Origin of the sequence: Chryseobacterium sp. WLY505 (genome assembly GCF_030846215.1) — a bacterium.
Taxonomy (GTDB): domain Bacteria; phylum Bacteroidota; class Bacteroidia; order Flavobacteriales; family Weeksellaceae; genus Chryseobacterium.
In genome coordinates this window covers 168,897-188,049 of the sequence record NZ_JAVCWI010000004.1, presented here as the reverse complement: position 1 = coordinate 188,049, position 19,153 = coordinate 168,897, and the positions used below count along the sequence as shown (strand labels likewise).

General features: G+C 36.0%; 15 protein-coding genes and 1 tRNA gene. 2 read left to right on the top strand and 14 right to left on the bottom strand.

The genetic code is table 11. The annotated features are described in order from the left end of the window. Positions 1-127 precede the first annotated feature (127 nt). The 12 genes from RAH34_RS11155 to RAH34_RS11100 form a co-directional block, all read right to left on the bottom strand. Positions 128-1,171: a hypothetical protein gene (locus RAH34_RS11155; RefSeq protein WP_306596197.1), complete on the bottom strand. Its 1,044-nt coding sequence runs from the start codon at positions 1,169-1,171 to the stop codon at positions 128-130. A gap of 93 nt (positions 1,172-1,264) precedes the next feature. Then, complete coding sequence (locus RAH34_RS11150; protein WP_306596196.1) at positions 1,265-2,308, bottom strand: hypothetical protein; 1,044 nt, start codon at positions 2,306-2,308, stop codon at positions 1,265-1,267. Between the two features lie 74 nt (positions 2,309-2,382). After that, entirely contained in the window at positions 2,383-2,643 is a 261-nt protein-coding gene (locus RAH34_RS11145; RefSeq protein WP_047423286.1) for a hypothetical protein, read from the bottom strand. A gap of 542 nt (positions 2,644-3,185) precedes the next feature. Beyond that, positions 3,186-3,270, bottom strand: a tRNA-Ser gene (locus RAH34_RS11140). Between the two features lie 216 nt (positions 3,271-3,486). Continuing rightward, entirely contained in the window at positions 3,487-3,981 is a 495-nt protein-coding gene (locus tag RAH34_RS11135; protein WP_306596195.1) for a hypothetical protein, read from the bottom strand. Positions 3,982-4,063: 82 nt separating this feature from the next. Then, positions 4,064-4,441, bottom strand: a complete 378-nt coding sequence (locus tag RAH34_RS11130; RefSeq protein WP_306596194.1) for a hypothetical protein — start codon at positions 4,439-4,441, stop codon at positions 4,064-4,066. Between the two features lie 148 nt (positions 4,442-4,589). Next, positions 4,590-5,180 (bottom strand): SMI1/KNR4 family protein, encoded by a 591-nt coding sequence (locus tag RAH34_RS11125; RefSeq protein ID WP_306596193.1) that lies wholly within the window; start codon positions 5,178-5,180, stop codon positions 4,590-4,592. Between the two features lie 17 nt (positions 5,181-5,197). Continuing rightward, positions 5,198-9,931 carry an RHS repeat-associated core domain-containing protein gene (locus tag RAH34_RS11120; protein WP_306596192.1) on the bottom strand — a complete coding sequence of 1,578 codons (4,734 nt, stop codon included), beginning with the start codon at positions 9,929-9,931 and terminating at the stop codon, positions 5,198-5,200. Positions 9,932-9,949: 18 nt separating this feature from the next. Continuing rightward, a complete protein-coding gene (locus RAH34_RS11115; RefSeq protein ID WP_306596190.1) occupies positions 9,950-11,209 on the bottom strand; it encodes a lipopolysaccharide assembly protein LapB in 1,260 nt (419 codons plus the stop codon). Further along, positions 11,209-13,371: a type VI secretion system Vgr family protein gene (locus tag RAH34_RS11110; RefSeq protein WP_306596189.1), complete on the bottom strand. Its 2,163-nt coding sequence runs from the start codon at positions 13,369-13,371 to the stop codon at positions 11,209-11,211. The genes RAH34_RS11115 and RAH34_RS11110 overlap by 1 nt, the downstream gene beginning before the upstream one ends. A gap of 552 nt (positions 13,372-13,923) precedes the next feature. After that, positions 13,924-15,687: a S41 family peptidase gene (locus tag RAH34_RS11105; protein WP_306596188.1), complete on the bottom strand. Its 1,764-nt coding sequence runs from the start codon at positions 15,685-15,687 to the stop codon at positions 13,924-13,926. Positions 15,688-15,762: 75 nt separating this feature from the next. Beyond that, positions 15,763-16,266, bottom strand: coding sequence for a DinB family protein (locus tag RAH34_RS11100; protein WP_306596187.1), 504 nt, complete (start codon positions 16,264-16,266; stop codon positions 15,763-15,765). 158 nt (positions 16,267-16,424) lie between these two features. Here RAH34_RS11100 and RAH34_RS11095 point away from each other — a divergent pair, with 158 nt between their 5' ends. Continuing rightward, complete coding sequence (locus RAH34_RS11095) at positions 16,425-17,561, top strand: tetratricopeptide repeat protein (protein ID WP_306596186.1); 1,137 nt, start codon at positions 16,425-16,427, stop codon at positions 17,559-17,561. A 93-nt stretch (positions 17,562-17,654) separates the two neighbouring features. Further along, positions 17,655-17,993 carry a nuclear transport factor 2 family protein gene (locus RAH34_RS11090; protein WP_306596185.1) on the top strand — a complete coding sequence of 113 codons (339 nt, stop codon included), beginning with the start codon at positions 17,655-17,657 and terminating at the stop codon, positions 17,991-17,993. On the opposite strand, the gene RAH34_RS11085 is transcribed toward RAH34_RS11090, so the two are convergent. Together RAH34_RS11085 and RAH34_RS11080 are read right to left on the bottom strand one after the other, a co-directional pair. Beyond that, positions 17,990-18,553, bottom strand: coding sequence for a DUF6624 domain-containing protein (locus tag RAH34_RS11085; protein WP_306596184.1), 564 nt, complete (start codon positions 18,551-18,553; stop codon positions 17,990-17,992). The genes RAH34_RS11090 and RAH34_RS11085 overlap by 4 nt on opposite strands. A gap of 42 nt (positions 18,554-18,595) precedes the next feature. Beyond that, a complete protein-coding gene (locus RAH34_RS11080) occupies positions 18,596-19,147 on the bottom strand; it encodes an AAA family ATPase (RefSeq protein ID WP_306596183.1) in 552 nt (183 codons plus the stop codon). Positions 19,148-19,153: the final 6 nt, after the last annotated feature.

Below are 19,153 nucleotides of genomic sequence, written 5' to 3'. Positions count from 1 at the left end.
GAAAACATTGCTCTCAAAATCAAAAAAAACTTTGTTAATATGCTGGTTCTCACTTAGACGAACAAATTCTTTATTTTGATAAGACAACCAAGTACAAATCTCATCGGTCATAGTATCATTATCTAAACTAATGAGCAGTATCATCCAACTTAATTAAGTTCTTTTTAAATTTCTCAACATCATTGCTATTGTTAAAATTCCATCCCTCAATAACATTATTTGAGAAAACATAATCTTTATTATTCAAATTGAAAATACTCTTACGAATTTCATCTTCTGTTGATGACAAGCCTATTTGCTTCCTTTTCTCATTAACCTCTCTTATTTTTTTTAAAGATACTTCTGTTCTGTTTTCTGCTAAAAAATCTTTATTAACATAACAACAATCAATTTTCCCATCATTTGTGATAAATTGAGAGATTTTAAAGTACGAATAATTACTTGTATTATTATTTAAATCAAGCAGAAAACCTGCAATATCAGGTCTGATTTTGCCTTCATTCACTGCTTTTATAATTTCATCTGAAAAGTTTACTCGTTGAGGACTATATAGATTACTTGCTAATTGATGCCAAATGATAAGGTAGAAGTCATGAAAATACACCCAATTTTTCATTTCTAGTCCAATATTATATTCATTAGGAAATCCTTTTTTTTTGATTAGCTTCAATAGCTTTATAGAAGCAATACTATCATTTTTAGTAAGTTCATTCTTGTATGTTTGATAATTTCCTCTTGATAATCTTCTGTAATACTGATCTATATTAACTAAAGAATCTAAACTATTTCTATAATTCAAATCTATTGTATTTTGACAAGGTAATTCTTTATACTTCCCAGAATCTCTAAAATTATTTGCTATAAAATGATCATTAAACTTTTTCCCTAAGCATTTTAAGGTTTGATAATGTGTATACGCTGTTTCTAAATCATTTGTTTTTAATGCAACTGTCATACTATTTTGCAAATCTTTAGCATGTGGATATTTAAATTCACTAAATGCCTCTTTGTATAAGTTATTTGCTTTAAGCATATTATTATTAATAATCTCATTTTCTGCATCATTAATTAATTTATAATATCTAATAAGATTTTTATCTCTTAATTCTAAAGTTTGAGACTGACATAATATAACTAGGAATAAAAAAATGTATGATATTGGTTGTTTCATATAATCATAATATTAAAAAAAGAAACTATCACGAAAGTATTTTAATCTCGTGAAAATCATCAAAATGAATACACTTCCTTACATTATCTATAACTAATGATTAGTATTATCTAGCTTAATTAAGTATTTTTTAAACAACTCAGCATCATTATTATTCTTAAACTGAAAACCTTCTATAGTAAAACTTGTAAAAACATAGTCTTTATTACTTAAAAAGAAAATATTTTTTTTAGCTTCCTCTTCAGTTGATGTCAGACCTATTAATTGTCTTTTCCTATTAATTTCTTTTATTTTAGTATTTACTTCTGCCGCTCTCTTTTCTGGTAAGATTGCCTCGGATATATAGCAACAATCTACTTTCTCATTATTAACAGTAAATTGATAAATTTTAAAAAATGAATAATCTTTTGTTCCATTATTTAAATCAAATAATTGTCCTGCAATATCAGGTCTTATCTTTCCTTCATTTAAAGCCGTAAGTATCTCTTTTGAAAAATTAACTTTCTGACTGCTATAGTGATTATTAGCCAGCTGATGCCAAATAATGTAATAGAATTTTTGATAGAACATATTATCTGCGGATGTTAGTCCAATAGTATATTCATTAGGAAATCCTTTCTTTTGAATCAATCTAAGCAGATTTTTGGATGCAATACTGTCGCTTTTTGTCAGTTCTTTTTTATATGCGTCATAGTTGCCTCCTGACAATTTTCTGTAGTACTGATCCAGTTCATACAATGAATCTAAAGTTTTTTTGTATTGTAAATCAATCTTGTTTTCACAAGGTTTCATTTTATACTTCTCACTATTTTTTAAGTTTTCAGATAAAAAGCTAACATCAAACAACTTCCCTAAACATTTTAACGAATGATAAGCATAATAAGCATTTTCAAAATCTTTTAATCTCAAAGCCACATTCATACTGTTTTGTATGTCTTTTGCATATGGATATTTGAATTCTTTAAATGCTTCTTTATATAGATTATTTGCACCTGCTAAATCATTGGAAATAATTTTATTTTCGGCTTCATTTATCAACTCATAATACTTGATAAGATACGGGTTTTTCAACTCAAAATCTTGAGCATTTATCATTGAGGTGACTATTGCAAACAGTAATATTAATGTACTTCTCATTGATATCTAATCTAAAATTGTAAAATGAGAAGCAATCATGCTTCTCATCTTTTCTTTTTTAAAGGTTACAAAGTTTAAGGGTTACAAGATTTATCTATTGGATATGTTCCGTTATACCCCATACCTCCGTTATGGAAATCCAAATCACTTGTATAACCAGTACAAACACATGCACCACCAGGACCTGAAGGTAATTCAACCTCTCCACCTCCAGTAACCGTAGGCTCAAGACCAAAACTAGGTAAAGCAGGGCCTCCTTGTCCTCCTAAAACTGTTGATAATTTTTCATTTTGAAGTTGAAAACTTCCTAATTTTTGTAATGATTTTGTTTTCATCAAATAAATTTTTAAAATATTAATGTTTTGTTATTAGATTCATTGTAAATCAAATTACTCCACAAATGAATCACATAGCAAACAAACACATTCCCCAGAATAAAATCAAATTTTATTAGATTTATTTTTAAATTCCAGTTTTTCAAATCATTTAATATATTAATACAAACATTTACAATAGTTTACATTTCATAAAAAAAACAAATGCTCTCCCTATTGTATCAACTATTTGATTTCTTTTTTGATTTAAATTTTAAACATTTATAATTTGTATTTACAGACTGATCTTATTAAAAAAATACTATTTAATAATCAATATTAAGAACTCATTTCATAATTGGCACATATTCATATAGAAAAATAATGTACTATTTTCAAGGTATAAGATCAATAACAGGTAAGAATTTGGTTTTAGTCAGAAGATAAATCCTTATTTAAGTAAATATTTCTTAAGTAATTATCTTGCGTACACAGAAGAGCAGAAAAGTGGAAAGAAGAAAAAATAAAAAAACCTTAAATCAATTGATTTAAGGTTTTCTTTGCGGAGAGTGAGGGATTCGAACCCCCGGACCTGTTACAGTCAACAGTTTTCAAGACTGCCGCAATCGACCACTCTGCCAACTCTCCTTTAACTCCGGTAGTACCGTTGTTTTCAGTGGTGCAAATATAGAAAGTTTTTTAATACTGACAAAATATTTTTTAAAGAAAATTCGCATTTTCTGGAGTTTTAAAGGGATAGCCGTGTTCTCAGCCTAAGAAAATATAGGCACTACAATCTCAACATCAGCTATTTAAACTCAGAAATAAAACATTTCTACTTGGATCTTTTTTTTTACATATTTTTTATCCGTAATAATATTCGGTAGTAACATCTCCGCTGAAAGCCGGGTATGCATCCTGTTTCTCCATATGCAACTCAAATAATCTTTCGCCGTTTTTACTTCCTCCCCGAATCTTTAAAGAATGCCATCCGTTTTCCAACGATAGCGTAATACTGTTTTCCTCATTAATGGCAGTAATATCTTTTAAATAGCCAATTCCTACAATTTTCACTTCATTATTGGCGCTCTGAAATACCCAGCCTCTTGATTCTACCTCTACTTCATCATCATTCAGAATTTTTTCCTCATTTACAGAAACACGGAATGTGTAATAGTCTTCCTCTACCCCTATAATTGGAATAGCAATTCCTGATTTTGTTATTTCATCCCCATGTTCGTTTTCTACAAAATATTTTAAAATATTATTACCGGAAAGGTGATTTTCTTCCAGATATTTTGCTAAAAGCTGTGGACTAAACACCACGAAACCTTTAAGTTCTGAGAATATTTTTTTCATAATATATTTGAATTGGATTTGGATTACATATTCTATACAGTATTTTTTATTCTAACGATTTAATAGACTTTACAATACTTGCTCAAAAACTAAGAACTCTCCGAGTAGATTTCTGAAAATCCGTATCATTAAGTAACTTCTTTAGTATTTCATTTCTTTCATCTATGTCAGAAATTTTCTTGACGACATCAAAAGCATTATAACATATATCAATATCTTCATCTATGTTTAAAACCAGATTTTTTGCGACAGTTCTTATTTGAGAATATTCTACAAAATTTACCATCGCACTTGTTGCATAGTTTTTAACATCGTAATCTTCTGTATTTTCGATAACTTCAATGAGAGTTTTCATAATCTTGTCTTTGATTTGACCCGGAATTTCAGCAATTTCTAAAATTTTCAATGCTTCAATACGGGCTAAATCATACTCTTCTTCATCTTGAATAATATGATCCAATAATTCCCATTTGGAATGCGCATCTTCAAATTCAATTTTCTTTAAAAATTCTACCCGATCCCAGTCATGTAAATTGAAGTACCCTTATTTGATTGACATTATTATAATTTTTATTCAGTTTAATGCTCGATCTCAAGCCTGCTTCACTTTAATCAATAACTTCCTCAAGCCAATCAAGATACCAACGTTCAAAAGATATTGCCAGGCCATTATCATCCAGTAAAGGATTTATGCCTCCATAATCAGCTCTGTCATCAGTCCAAATTTTTCCACGTTCACTTCCGTTTACAACCAAAAGATATGTACATCCATGCCCAATATGACCAATCTGTAAACATCCATTTATATGGCTAGTATCCATATATGGATTTAATTGGTCTTCATCTGGCCGCTCTCCACCATCCCAATCAATATCAAAAATCCAATCTTCATTCCAGCTTTCAGAATAAGGAAAAGGTATTGATAAATTAATCGCAGGTTTTGTTCTGAGCTTAAAGTCAATCATTGATTCCTGTAATGATAAAAGACCATAATCAGGTCCAATGCAACCATTCCCTACTTTCGTAATAAAATCTCTGTAATCTTCAGGAAACTTAATTTTATTGTTGTTTTCAATAGAAAAAACTTCTGATTCAGGGATAACAGGATTAAGAAAAAACTCTTTTTGTATGATTGTATTCAATTTCCCTGGATTAGCTTTAAGAAAATTTAATTTTTCTTTTATGTAATTTATGTTCATTATGCACTATATAGTATTTATTTATATCCTTTAAATGTAACTTCACCACCTTCCCATTTATAAGATATATCCATTTCATGTTTATTTGCGAAAGCTTCAAGTCCCTTCAAACATCTATCGCAGGGAGGCAAAGTAGATAGCTGTCCTTTTCCTCCTTTTGTCATTTGTCCCATTGATATAATTTCCAAATTAGTTCCTTTTAAATTCCCTCCTTTAGTGCTTTCCAAATGTTCTAATAATTTTGCTTCACTATGTCCTCTAGCTCCAAATCCATTAAAAGGGGCTTTTGATGACCCCGGAGTACTATACCATGAATAACCACCTTTAGGAGTTGTTACAGGAACTCCATCAAGGGAACCTATTACTTCATGTAAACCAAAAACATCAATCCAGGCATTTATATCTTTCACATATCCATATAATGTAGGATTATTTCCTAAAAGACCTATTGGATCTTTACTTATATAATTTCCGCTTTGAATATCATAGTATCTAAAACGATTATAATAAAGCCCATCTATTTCTACATCTTCATACTGCCCAAGCTGTCTGAAAGGAATAAAATATCTATTTCCTTTTAAGTTTTTAAGGTTTCCATAGGCATCATATTCTGTACTCCATATGGTTTGCCCTCCTTCATCAAAAGCCTGAACAGGTCTGCCTATATAGTCAGAAACAATGCAGTAACTTTCTCCATTGATAATTTTGGCACATGGTATATATGAATTTCGCTCATACACCCAGGTCACCACATTCTCCACAGGTTCTTTTCCAACGCTGACATTCCCGTCATCATCTACAACCGTTACAGGAACTTCTTCTGCATCATAGCTCCATTCCTGCAGAAGAACATTACCATCCCAAATATAACGAGTTATTTTCTTCAGACCAATTTTTGAGGTTCTTCTGCCGAGGGCGTCATACTCAAAGCTTACTTCTTTGCCGTCGGGGCGTTTTACTTTGGCCAGCATTCCGTTGGCATTCCAGGAATATGCCCAGTCTCCGGCGGACCATTCCGTGCTTTGAATTTCTGTTGGAGAGTTTTCCGCTACATTGGGTAAATCAGCTCCATCCGGCAGTTTCGGGCTGTTCAGCCAATCTGAAGCAATGGTTTTATAATAAGGATGCGTATTCTCCTGTTCTTCTTTATGCTCAGGTCTGGCATCGTTGATTGGCCGTTTACTTTTTAACAATAAATTCCCTTCTGTATCGTAATGATAGAACCAGTTTTTATCACGCATCAGCTTTCCTCCTTTGTCGTAGACGCGGTCAGTCTGCCGGGCACTTTCATATAAACATCCCGTAGCATCCGGATTTTTGTACTGTACCTCTCCGCTTGAATATTCTGCAGCAACGAGATTTCCGAAAGCATCGTAATCAAATCTTGTTCTTCCTCCCGTCACCCTGTCCAGCATATGCAGCAACCTGCTTCCTGCTCCCCAGTTGTAATCTTTATGGAAGGTAGTATTGGTTTTATTTACTATTACTTTCTGACTTACCGGCATTCCGATATGGTCAAATTCAAAAGTGCTTTCCACCCCGCCGGTCATTTCACGGGAATGCATCTGCCCGTTCCGGCTGATCTCAAGATTCATCTGCCAGGGTGCATGCACTTCCGGAGTAGCGGCAGTTACCGATGTAAGCTGTCCCAGATCATTATAAGAATAGTCTACTTCGGCTCCCAGGCTGCTTTTTAGACCAATCAGATTTGCCTGACTGTCATATTCATATTGAATCGTATGCTCACCCTGTTTTTCACTGGTGACCTGTCCTAATTTATTTCTCTGAAAAGCGACACTGCTGTTTTCATTATCTGCTTTAACCAATAATCCTGAAGTGTCATACTGATAGGCTTCCCAGGTTCCGTCGGGATAATGGGTCTGTGTTAATCTTCCGCCCAGATCATATTCATGAAAAATATCTTTTCCCTGAGGAGTCCTGGTTTTGGTAACCATTCCGTCTTTATCTCTTACAAAGAACTTTTTCTGACCGTCAAAACCTATCTCCCCGGTGACTTCGTCATTATAGTTTCTTTCAAACCGGTAAACTTCTCCTTTCTCATTGGTAATGCTCATCAGGTTTTCATAAGCATCATATCCGAAAACCAACGTTTCTTCTTTTTTATGGGACAAAGCATTTCTACGGACCTGACGTTTAAGGCTTCCCATCGGCGTATAACTCATGAGCCATTCTGCACGACCATCTGTGGCATACACAGGAAGATCATAGGCATCGTAACGGAGTTTTAACGGGAATTGCCCCTGTTCGTTCACTTCAACCACTCTTCCCATTTTATCCCTGTTCCAGAGGGTTCTGTTTAAAGAGCCCGGGCTGAACACCGTCAGCCTTCCATACTCATCATATTTCCAGTACTGCTCGGCTCCGGCAGTGTTGGTGAGCTGAGTAAGCTGACCTCTTTGGTTATATTTATAATAAGTAACAATCTCTTCTCTGCTGCTGCTTTCAGGAATTTTTTCACCGTCTGCATATTCATAGTATACAGTTTCTTCGGCAGGGTCGGTATAGCTGATCAGTTTTCCCTCTTCATCATAGCTCCATGTTTCCGAAGCTCCAGAAGGAGAGAAACGGGCAATTACCTGTCCGAATTCATTGTACTGATAATGGTATTCTTCGCCATCCGGGGTATGGAAAACTTTAATATTTCCCATTTCATCATAGGTATATCCCTGAACTCTTCCTTCCGGGGACCCTATCATTTTCAACTCGTTGTGGGCTGTATAATCGTACCAGGTTTCTCCACCTTCTCCATCTACTTTTTTGTAAACCAGAAAGTTTTCATCATAATGATATTCCTCGGTTTTATTGCTTTGCTTTGGATAGATAACTTCTGTGTAACCTTCCTTATCATGGTAATGAAGTCTTCCTTCCATATATCCATCCGTACCTTTGGTATGAACTACTCTTCCGTTTTTGTCATATTTCCACTGATAGCTCATTCCGTTACGGTTGGTTCTTCTCACCACATGATTTTCTCCATCATAATCAAACACAATGGCTTTTTTATGAATATCCCAGACATGGGTAAGATTACCACGTTCATCGTAATCATACCTGACCTGAAGATCTCTCTGTTTTTTATAACAATAATAAACTTCTGTTACTTTTTTGTGTTCCGGGTGAATCACAGTTTCTATACTGCAGCCACTTTTAACATCTTTTATACTTTTCAGTACAATATTCCGGGCTTCATACTCATATTCGCGAACAGTTCCGTCACCATATTCGATCTTTGCAACTTTATATATCACTCCTTCTGTAACATGATGAAAGCGGGTATAAGTGTAGATATCAGTTCCTTTACGAACAATCCAAATACTGCTATTGGGTCTGTACTGCCATATCTTTTGATCTCTGAAATAAGTCATTTCTTCTCCGATCTCAGGTGCAGAAATCAGCATTGCCATATTTTCGTCCGGGTGCATCCAGCCTGCAAACTTATTATCTTCATCAGGAAGAATAAACAGATCGTGATTATTGAAAACGCCATTTCCAAGAGGTCCGAAATCATAAGGTCTGTCACTGTGCCAGATATTTTTCCAGGTTAAAGGTGTACTGCCCTGAATAATAAAATCATCCCATTCGAAAACCATGGCACCAGTTGCAAAATTCACAGGTTCAAGGCCGTAATGACATAATTTTTTGGATAAGGCATTGGCTAATTTGAATTTATTAAAAGGAGCTTTTTTAAGAACACTGTTGTTCAGCTTTTTTAAACCGTTAGCTCCCAGTTTTCCTAATTTCTTGGTTAAACTTCTCATTAAAAACATTCCGGCAAGACGCATCACCATTTCTCCGGCGGTATAAACATGGGGTACAAAAGCGCCTCCTACCAATACCGGTCCACCCGTATTGATCTGAATATACATGCTTGAAAAGTTATTGTAAAAAGCAAAATAGGCCAGTGGATTTTTTTTCGGCTTATCCGGCATTGCGGGCAGCATTGTCATTCCAAAAGGAAATCCCATACAGGTTAATACCTGCTGAGGCTGGTTACCGCTCATTTTACTTCCCTGCGCCAGAACGGTCTGTGAACCGTAATACACTTCTCCTTCATGGGGAGCTTCCTGAGGAAAAGGAATGATATACACCGGAATAAGTGATGTGACGTGTCTGAACGGAATAACCACTCCCATCACACTGGTTGTAGTGGTAGCTTTATGCCTTCCGTGAACATATATTGAGCCTCCCAGCGGAATATTTTCAGGAAGAGAGGGCATCAGGTTTCGTGCAAATTGTGGAATTGTAATTTTAATGGTGATATAATCCATAATATCAAAAACAATCCCAATAAACGGATGAGGCAAGGGCAAAGGAATAAACATGAAGGAAGGTGGCGGTGGAATGAGCGTCCAGTGGATATCAATGGCCAGCACAATATCAAAATGCTTACTTGTATGCTGAATGGCTGTGGAAGGCATTGCAGGATTATTGACCTTAATCAGTTTTACTTTGCTTTCCGGAGCTGCTCTTTCTGTTGTCACAGCACTGTCGCCACCTCCGCCTCCACTGCTTTCTTCCGGCTGTCCGGCATCTGCTCCTACTATGGATTTAGCCATAGAAACAGGATTCAGGGAATCAAAATTATTTTTCATTCCGTTTTTCCAGCCCTGAGTGGTTTTATCCCAACTTACCGAAGTAACGTCTGCGTTTACCTTCCAGGAGCGGTCCGGGTTCATGTCCGGCTTTGCTACCTTGATCGGTTTTACTGTTTTTTTATTCAGATCTGCCATGATTCTTTTAATTTGAGATTACCCTGCTTTTGGTTTTTCTACACTCACCTTCCAGTCATCACCAAAATAAGTCTTCATTTCATTGTCCAGTATTGTTTTTTTATCGGTGTCGCCTTCATATTTGAGAATAAGCATGGAGGCTACAAACCTCAGGCTGCTCTGTTCTCTTGCTGAAGAATCCATCAATTTTGCTATATCCAGACATTTTTCAAAATATCTGATCATTTTATCTTTTGTAAGAACCGTATCATTCAATGTAGCGATGATTCTGTAACACTCAATCGCCATTGCATATTCTCCTATTTTCTGAGCAGTTTCTGCAGCTTTTTCAAATATTTTTTCTGCTTTAGCCTTTTTGGAGTTCCCTAACAGATAGCTACCATAATTCATATACATCTGAACTTCAAGGGGTGTATCCTGCTCCACTTCTTTCAATATCGTCTGATAGGTATCTTCTGCTTTTTCTTTTTTTCTATCCGCGGTATAAGCCTGAGTAAGCATAAAATAGGCAGAAATCTCTCCTTGTTTGTTCTTTTGTTCCCGGGCAAGTTTTACGGCTGTTTTTAACGCATGTTCAGCTTCTCTGAATCTTTCTTTGCTTAAATGATTACTTGCGATAAGAATCTGCTGTTGAAAATCCGTATCAGGGCTGTTCTTCTTACGGTTGGTATGAGCAGCTGTATTCTGCATCAACTGATGAATGTCGACCTCTATTCTGAACCTGTGTGCTGAAGTGATTTCCGGCAATGTTCTGTAGGTGTGATGTTCTGCCCAAACCAGTTTAATATCTTTATTTTCTGATGTTTCACAGATCCTGCACCACTCTTTCACCCACAAAGAAAGTTCTTCGGTATCGCTGATCCTGAGCGGAGCAATGTAGATGTAGATTTTAGACTCTTTAATATTGGGGAAGTTTTTCTTTAATTCCATTAAAGGATAAAATGCCTTATATGCATCTGTTTTAAAGTTTTCTTCCGGGTTTTTCAAATTCCATTGGGGTATATTTTCTTCGCTTTTTTTCAGCATCTCATAGAACTCAGTCCATTCATCCAATAAGGTCTGTCCGAAGGAGTTCATTCCGTCAAATTCCTGATAATGGAGTAAAAAGACATCATCGCCTTCTTCATCTTCAGAAAGCTTCGACTTGATAAATCCGTCAAAAAGATCGGTTTCATGTTTTTCTCCTATACAGATCAGCATAGGTTTTTCTTCATTTTTTGAAACGACTTTCTGCCATTGTCTTTTTAATTTAACCAGCTCCAAATCTACCGGATTCATTAATTCAGTTTTACAGTTCCACTTACAATATTCGTCTCACTTCCACCTCCTACGTTGATTTTTCCTCCACTACTCAGATTGGCTTCAGTATCACCTCTCATAGAAAGCGTATTGGTTCCGATATCGAGCGTATCAGATTTAATTCCGACACCGGAAGTAGGTTCACCGTCTTCAGGTCCTACTCCAACTCCGATACTCGTTGTTCCACCAACACCAATATTGACTCCCTGTACGAATATTTCTTTTCCTTTAATCTGAATATTTCCCTCTTTATCCATATAAATTGAACTGCTTCCACAATTCAGCGTAATGGAAATTTTACTGTCTATGCTTATATTTCCGGCTCCATCCAGAAAAACAGAATTCTGATCTTTATCTTTTACGGTAATTCCTCCGGCATCATCCAGACTCATTGTATGCCCGCTTTTACTGCTTAAGCTTTTAATATTATTTCCGGCTCCTCCGCCACCGCCAACGCCTCCATGAAACATTCCTCCCATTACAAACGGACGGTCAGGATGCTGGTGTGCGAAATTGACCACTACCTGATCTCCTTCTTCCGGAATCGCCATGAATCCACGATTTTTGCTCACTTTTTCGCTGCCTCCTCCATCGGGAGTCATTACCCTGATATATTCTGTCGTAGTAGAACCATTCTGCCAGTCGAATTGTACTTTAACTCTACCCTGGTTTAAAGGATCTACATTGGAAATTACTTTGGCAAATTGAGCATCTGCTTTCGGGGTATGAAACTCCGGACGGGGAATAAATCCGGTATCCGAAGCTATAGCCTCAAATGTTCCGGTATAATATCCTCTTGCATCTACCTCATGATACATATCCGTAATCATCAGTTTGGTAAAATAGGTTGTTTCACTACTTTCAGCTTTTCTCATTTCTATATCTGCGATACAGCCTGGATAAAGAAATGGCACTGTGGTGATTCCTGAAATCACAAATACTTCAGCGGCCTTACTTCCGGCAGTTCCTTTCTGGGAAGTTTCCACATCCATGAAAGACACTGCTTTTATGGGAGCAACTCTCAACGATGGTGTTGTAAAAGTTTTTTCTGAAATTTCATACGCTCTTTTGGCGATATCAGAGGTATGGTTAATTTTTGAATTTCCTGCTGTTAATTTTTCATTTTTACTGCTGTTATAACCATAAAATGAAGGATTAACGTGCTGAGCTTTCATTTTTATCTTAACATCGCTCACGCTGCTACCATACGTAAGCTTCACAGGTTTTTCCTGAGGCGGAAGCTTTCCGAAATGCAGCACTTCACCATCATAATAGAACTGTTCACCGTAAGCTTCTGCAATCCTGGCAAGATAGTTATAGTGAGTCTCTTCATATTGCGAGCTGTAGGAAACATTTCCATGGGCTGCATCTACTCTGAAATCAAAACTGCTTTGCCCCAGTCCTTCTTTGATTACCTGATCTGCAATACTGTTGAGACTGATTTCCTGTGCTCCGCCAAAACTTTGAATATGAGGAGCTGCATCCAAAAGAACCGTAGGGCTCGATCCTGTAAGAACAATATTTCCCAGGCTTCCTTTTTCCTGGCTGAAACCTACTTCTGTGATCACTCCTACAAAGTTTCTTTCCGGGCCGTCTTCAACGTCTTTATATCTGAAAATGACGGTAATTCTTTTTCCAAGAAAGTTCTGAGCTTCTTCCAGATTGTGGTTTTCTGAACTTCCTAAGGTATCGTGAGCCAGCATCAGATCGAATTCATGATGTTTTACCGCACTTTGTTTTAACTGAAAATGCTTGAAATGTTTTATCACTTTTCCATCAATTACAATTTCAAGTTTTACCACACGATTGATCCCGGCGACCTGGTTTCCGGGTATTGTACTGGCATTATAAATCCCTGAAGTTGGCTGTTTAGTCCATACCTTATCTTCTACCAGTGTAGGAGGGTTCGGTTGTTTAACCTGATTCATAAACATTTGAGAACCGTTTTGAACCAGGCCTGTATACGCCTGAGCCTGAGCCATTTTTTCTGTAGCTTTCTTAATGGTTCCGCTCGATTTTTCCTGTACTTCCTGATCAGCTTTGCTGACAGCCTGATCTGTCAATGTTTCTTTAATATTCTTTACAGCTGAAATTTTATCTTGGGAAACAGGCATTTTGGGTGAATGATCGTCCTGAAACATAATGGTAATATTTTGATTGATTGAGTGTCAGATTTTTTTAAGCCTGAAATTGATCTGAGCAACAAAGTTCAGATACAATTTTCGTTATCCATACTTCATTTGTAAAAATGAATCCGGATATTGAGATCAGAACAGGGTATTAAAAAGGAAAAGTGTAAGAGTAAGTTTACTTCATAACCCTGTTGAATTTCAAGATTTCTCTTGATTTTATGGTTGTAATATGCAGATTTTAATCATTATTAATTTTTTATAATTGGATTGGTGGTAGTACAAAGATAAAACGGTAATTGCTATTCAGAAAATTTTCATCAGGTAATCTGAAATTTTGTCGTAGTTCTACGACTTTTTATAAATAATTCTAAAGTAAATGATTAAAAAAAAGAAATAAACATCTCTATATCAAACAAATATTTAACAATTTTTAATAATTGAAGAACACTAATTTATCACTTAAAATAGAAATAATTTAAAATATTTTTGCTGATTGAAATAAAAAAGCAGCTGTATACTTTTAATGTACAGCTGCTTTATAGATATGATTGAGTTTCTTTATTATTTTCTGATTTCTGATACTTTTTTCAGATAAACATCGGTCTGATCCAAAAATTCATGATCGGTCTGCTGTATGGTAATGTGAGGAATAATTCCCTGTCCTCTTTTCTGATCAGGAAGGTTTTGAGCATCCTGAATGACATGAACAATAGAAAATCCGGTCTGAATTCCTGTATTTGGTAGTTCATACACTAACGGAAGATGGCCATTATGTTCGTAGTATCCACCAACGGTTTCTTTTCCAATCACAATGGCATTAGTATAGGATTTAATGAGAGAAGCCAAATGTGAAGCTGCAGAAGCTACCCTCTGGTCTACGAGAAGGTAAAGCTGTCCTTTAAAAGTTCTTTCATTAGGCATAATGGAAGGATTTTTGTCATCTGCCCAATAATATTTTCCCTGAACACTTTTAGGATAAAGCTGCTTCAGATAGGCATTCAGTCCATGCTTATCCTGTACTCCGTTAGAAAGAAAAAGAGGTGTGATAACCAGTTTTTCTTCCAAAGGAACTTCATTGAACTGGGTATAAGCATAGTGACTATCACGAAATGGTCTTTGCGTAAGATAAGAGAATACTTTTTCATAAAGTGCTCCTGTGCCTCCTGTATTTCCTCTAAGATCAATAATCAGATTCTGTATATTCTCCTTTTCCAGAGTATCCATCATCTGCTCAAGAAAAGCACTGAATTTTTTATAGGCGGGATCTTCTTTTCCGGTTGCAAAATCAAATCCTCTCAAAGATAATCTGTAAATATTTTCTCCTTCTTTGCTGAAACTATATTTTTCAGACAGCAATTTTTTGTCAAAGGCAAGCGAATATCTGGATTCCTGAAGTTTTTTAAAATTTTCCAGCGGTATTCCCGGCAGAGCAATTTCTTTTACAGTGTCATTCCACTTATATTGAATCACATAATTTTTATGGCTGCCAAATTCCATATAAAATTTATCCAGCATTCCTCTTTCAAAACCTGTTGTTTCTTTGTAGGGCATGGAATATCCGTCAGAAAAATAGTATTGAGAAAAGCGGCTGATCATTTCTTTTGCGGAAACTCCGTTGACGGCGAGTATTTCAGCACCAAGAGGTATTGCTGCCTCTTTTGAATCCTGAAGCAGGCGTCCGTCAATATTCTTCAGAGTGATGGGTAAATATTCAGGTTTCTGGGTGAGATAATATGAAGCATGATTGGGTAGATCTGTATAATTATGACAGCTTCCTTCAAATCCGGTAAGTTTGGCAATGACTTTATAGAACTCAAAAATATTTTTACTGTTTCTGGCTTCTTGTTCCGCCTGCTGGTAGATGCTGTCTATCTGTTTTTTGCTTCTGTATACATAAAGTCCGGAATTTGCTTTTTCCCGGATGGACCGGAATGTTTTAAGGTCTTCTACAAACTGATCTGAACTGAACTGGCCGTTCAAAACAGGTACGTTTTTGGATTCTGCAATAGATACTTTTGCGATTTTACTTTTTTCAAGATAAGATTTGGCCCAGATTTTTACTTCATATTTTTTTCCTTTTTCAGGGGTAAAATACAAACGCTCCACACTTTTTATTCCTCTGGAATCATCCTGCTCTCTCATTTTTTTTCCATCTGTGAACAAAGCGATTCCCAGATTAGCATCAGCAGACTGTACGGAGATCCACGATGGTTTATGAGAATGTGGCAAATATTTCAGGGTGTCTCCCGGTTTAAGCTCCACCTGGGTCTGCGCATAGGCAGTGTTGAAGAATAACAAAAGTGGAATGATAAGAGGTCTGGTCATTATTATTTTTTGAATGGGCTAATATACAAATTAACCTCAACCGATTGAGCATTCTTCAGCTATTCCCCTTGAACATTATAATTTCACACTTTTCTCCTGTACTTCTTCTGCAGAAAGCCCATAAATCTGAGGTGTTTTTACGTCCAGAAGATTCAGATAGATATACAATTCTGCCCTGTGATGGATTTCATGTTCTATCATGGCACGAAGCCATTTCCATACAGAAATTTCACTATTGGCTGGGGTAAGACATTTTCTGGTAAGATCTTCGTCTGATAGTCCTTCAATGATGTGAAGAGTCTGCCTGTGCATTTCGTTGAAAAACTGAACTGTATTTTCATAGCCGTCAGCAAGGTCTTTACCACATCCGGGATAAGCACTTTTTCTTCCTGTAATGGTTTCTCCATACATATACCGTTCAATGGCAGCAATGTGCCTTATCTGATCACCAATGGTAAATTTCCCGGGTTTATAGGAAAAATTAATATGTTCAGGAGGAACAACTTCAATAATACGGTTGGTTCTTTCTCTTATTTTTTCATAATACTCAAGGAATGACTGCACAGTTTTTATTTCCATATCTTTTGCTTTTTTCCGTAAAGTGAATATAAGAAATCTAATGATATTGGGGTTAGGGTTTTATTGTAAATCAGCCATAACATTAAAATAATCCCCAATAAGTGAGTCTAAAATTTGGAAGCTCAATAAATAACCAATATTTTAGTTAAAAAATAACCATGATGAAAAGAGGAATCTGCCTGTGTATTATTCTATTAAGTTTTAAAAATCTTACTGCCCAGTCTGCAAAAATTGATACTGAAAAACTTCTTGAATTTTACGAAACACAACGTTATGCTGATGCTGCTACTTATCTTCAGAGCATATATCCCGGAGATACACAGGATATAAAAGCCCTTTCACAAATTGCTTATTGTAATATGATGGCGGGAAAACTTCCGGACGCAGAAAAAAATTATCTGAAAATCAATACCATTCAACCCAACAACGTGCCTACTTTATTCAGCCTGGCAAGTATCAATTCGAGACGTGGAAATGTTTCTAATGCCAAAACCTATCTTCAACAGATCATTCAGCTTGACAGCCTTAATTTTAGTGCTTACAAACAACTTGCTGCTTATGCAGAAACACCTGAATCCAGACTTCATTATCTTAAAAAAGCCAGTACCCTGAATGCTGCCGATCCTGATGTGGCTTATGATCTTTCCCTAACCTACAGCGGTCTTAAGCAATATCAACCCGCTTATGATATATTGAAAACAGCGATCGCTGCTGATACCGAAAACTTTACTTTACAACAAGCCCTACTGCCTGTGGCCAATCAGCTCACCCAATATCCGGAAGTGATTGAAATTGGTGAAAAGCTTCTGAAAAATCATGCTGATGTGAATGTAATGAACGATGTGGGACAGGCTTATTTTTATGTAAAGGATTATCAGAAATGTATTATACTTTACAAAATGCTGGAAGATATGGGAGTGCAAAATGAAGGCACATTATATTTTATGGCATTGAGCTATCGTGAACTGAAAGATTATAAGAATGCGGCCATCTATACTCAAAAGACTATTGATGAAGCTATTTCAGACCACACCAGCCTTTACTATGCGGCACTGGCAGGCATTTATGAAGCTCAAAATCAGTATAACGAGGCGGTGACCGCTTACAAAAGAGGACTGACTTTTGGGACCAGCAATATTATTTATTACCGTTTGGGACTTCTTTATGATCTCAACCTGAAACAACCTAAGAATGCAGCAACCTACTATCAGCTGTATCTTAAAAACAATCCGGATCAGAACAAAGAAAAAGAACAGATTGCCTATGCAAAAGGAAGAATTCCTGTTTTAAAATAAATTCAAAAAGAGATAAAAGCATTTTGTGATTATAGTCACAAGGGAATGTTCAGTGAACCTTTAATTTTGTATTCAACAATAAAAACAATATTTATGGACGATACAACTCGAAACGTAGCAGAACAGTTTATCCGCTATTTAAATGAAGAAGATTTTGACAAGGCGGAAAGCTGTCTCGATCCTGACTTTAAATTTATAGGAGTATTGGGTAAAAGAGAAGGAGCTTCTGTTTATATGAAAGATATGCAGAAGATGAAATTTAAGTATGAAATTATCAGGACTTTTACTTCCGGTGAAGATGTTTGTTTCTGGTACAATATTGATATGGGAGAAAAAACAATAGAATCTTCGGGATGGTATCATATAAAAGATGGAAAGATCCGTATTTTAAAAGTTCTGTTTGATCCGAGACCTTTATTAAAAGAGTCTTAAATCCAGCCTGCTTTTTTTCTCCAAGCTGTATATTCAACGTCTTTGCTATCAATTTCCGGAATAGCTTCAGGTTCCGGAATTTTGCTGATATCTGATTCAGGCAGAACCCGTAGATTTACCTTTTCACGCTCTGCATTTAAATTTTCTTTGTTTTCTACTGGGTAAATTTTTCCTTCAGAGGTCAACTGTGTCCCATACTTTTGAGGTTTACTCTGAAAAACCTGAATTCTGTCGTATAAATAGGCTTTATGCAAAGGATTAATATCATTGGAATGTTCTTCCATCGTAGCATAACATGTTTTCATAAATTCAGGTTCACCGATAGCATGCTGGATAATCAGCCAGGCTGCATCATTAGCTTTCTCGCCGACTTTTGAGATGGTGGGATAACCAATTTTTGCTATAATTTCCCGCAGCCGTCTGGCATTGGCTCTATGAATATTTTCCATTTCAGGATGATATCCTCCGGATAATTCACCAGCCAGCAAAAGTTTTTCTCTGACGGACAGATCCTGGTCAGCCATTTCGATCAGTTCTTTTTCAAAAGGAAGATTGTTCATATAATAGTTGATAAATGATGATTGATGAATGAGGGGCTTTTTCTATGTGATTCGATCAAGAATAAAACGGGCTCTTCTTTCTATTGAAACTTTAGGAACTTCGATAACAGTATAACCATATTCCTGATAAATTTCTTTCATACACTCAAAGGTTTCCACTGCTTTTTCAAAGGTTTGTTTTCTTTCAGGATCGTTTTCATAGATTTCTTTCCACGGGGGAAGAATGAAAACATTATGATGATAAACCATTTCTCTCGCTTGTGCTTCCATAGACACCGGAATTGAAATATGTTCAAGTTTCATATAGCCCAATGTATCCAATATCCCACGGTCAAAGAAAACAGGTTTCTTATGAGGTATTTTGCTTATTTCCAGGTAGGTTTTTACAGATTCTTTAAACATCAGTTCTGCAAAAAGTTCTTTGTTAAGCCAGGGAAGCCCTTCACCACCGGAATCCATTTGTTCTTTAATGATTTTTCTTCCTTCTTCGGGCACAGTTATCCATTCATGCCGGTGTAATTCATCCAGCAACGTTGTTTTTCCTGCCCCGGGGCCTCCTGTAATGATATATAATGTTGATATATTCTGTTTCATGGATTT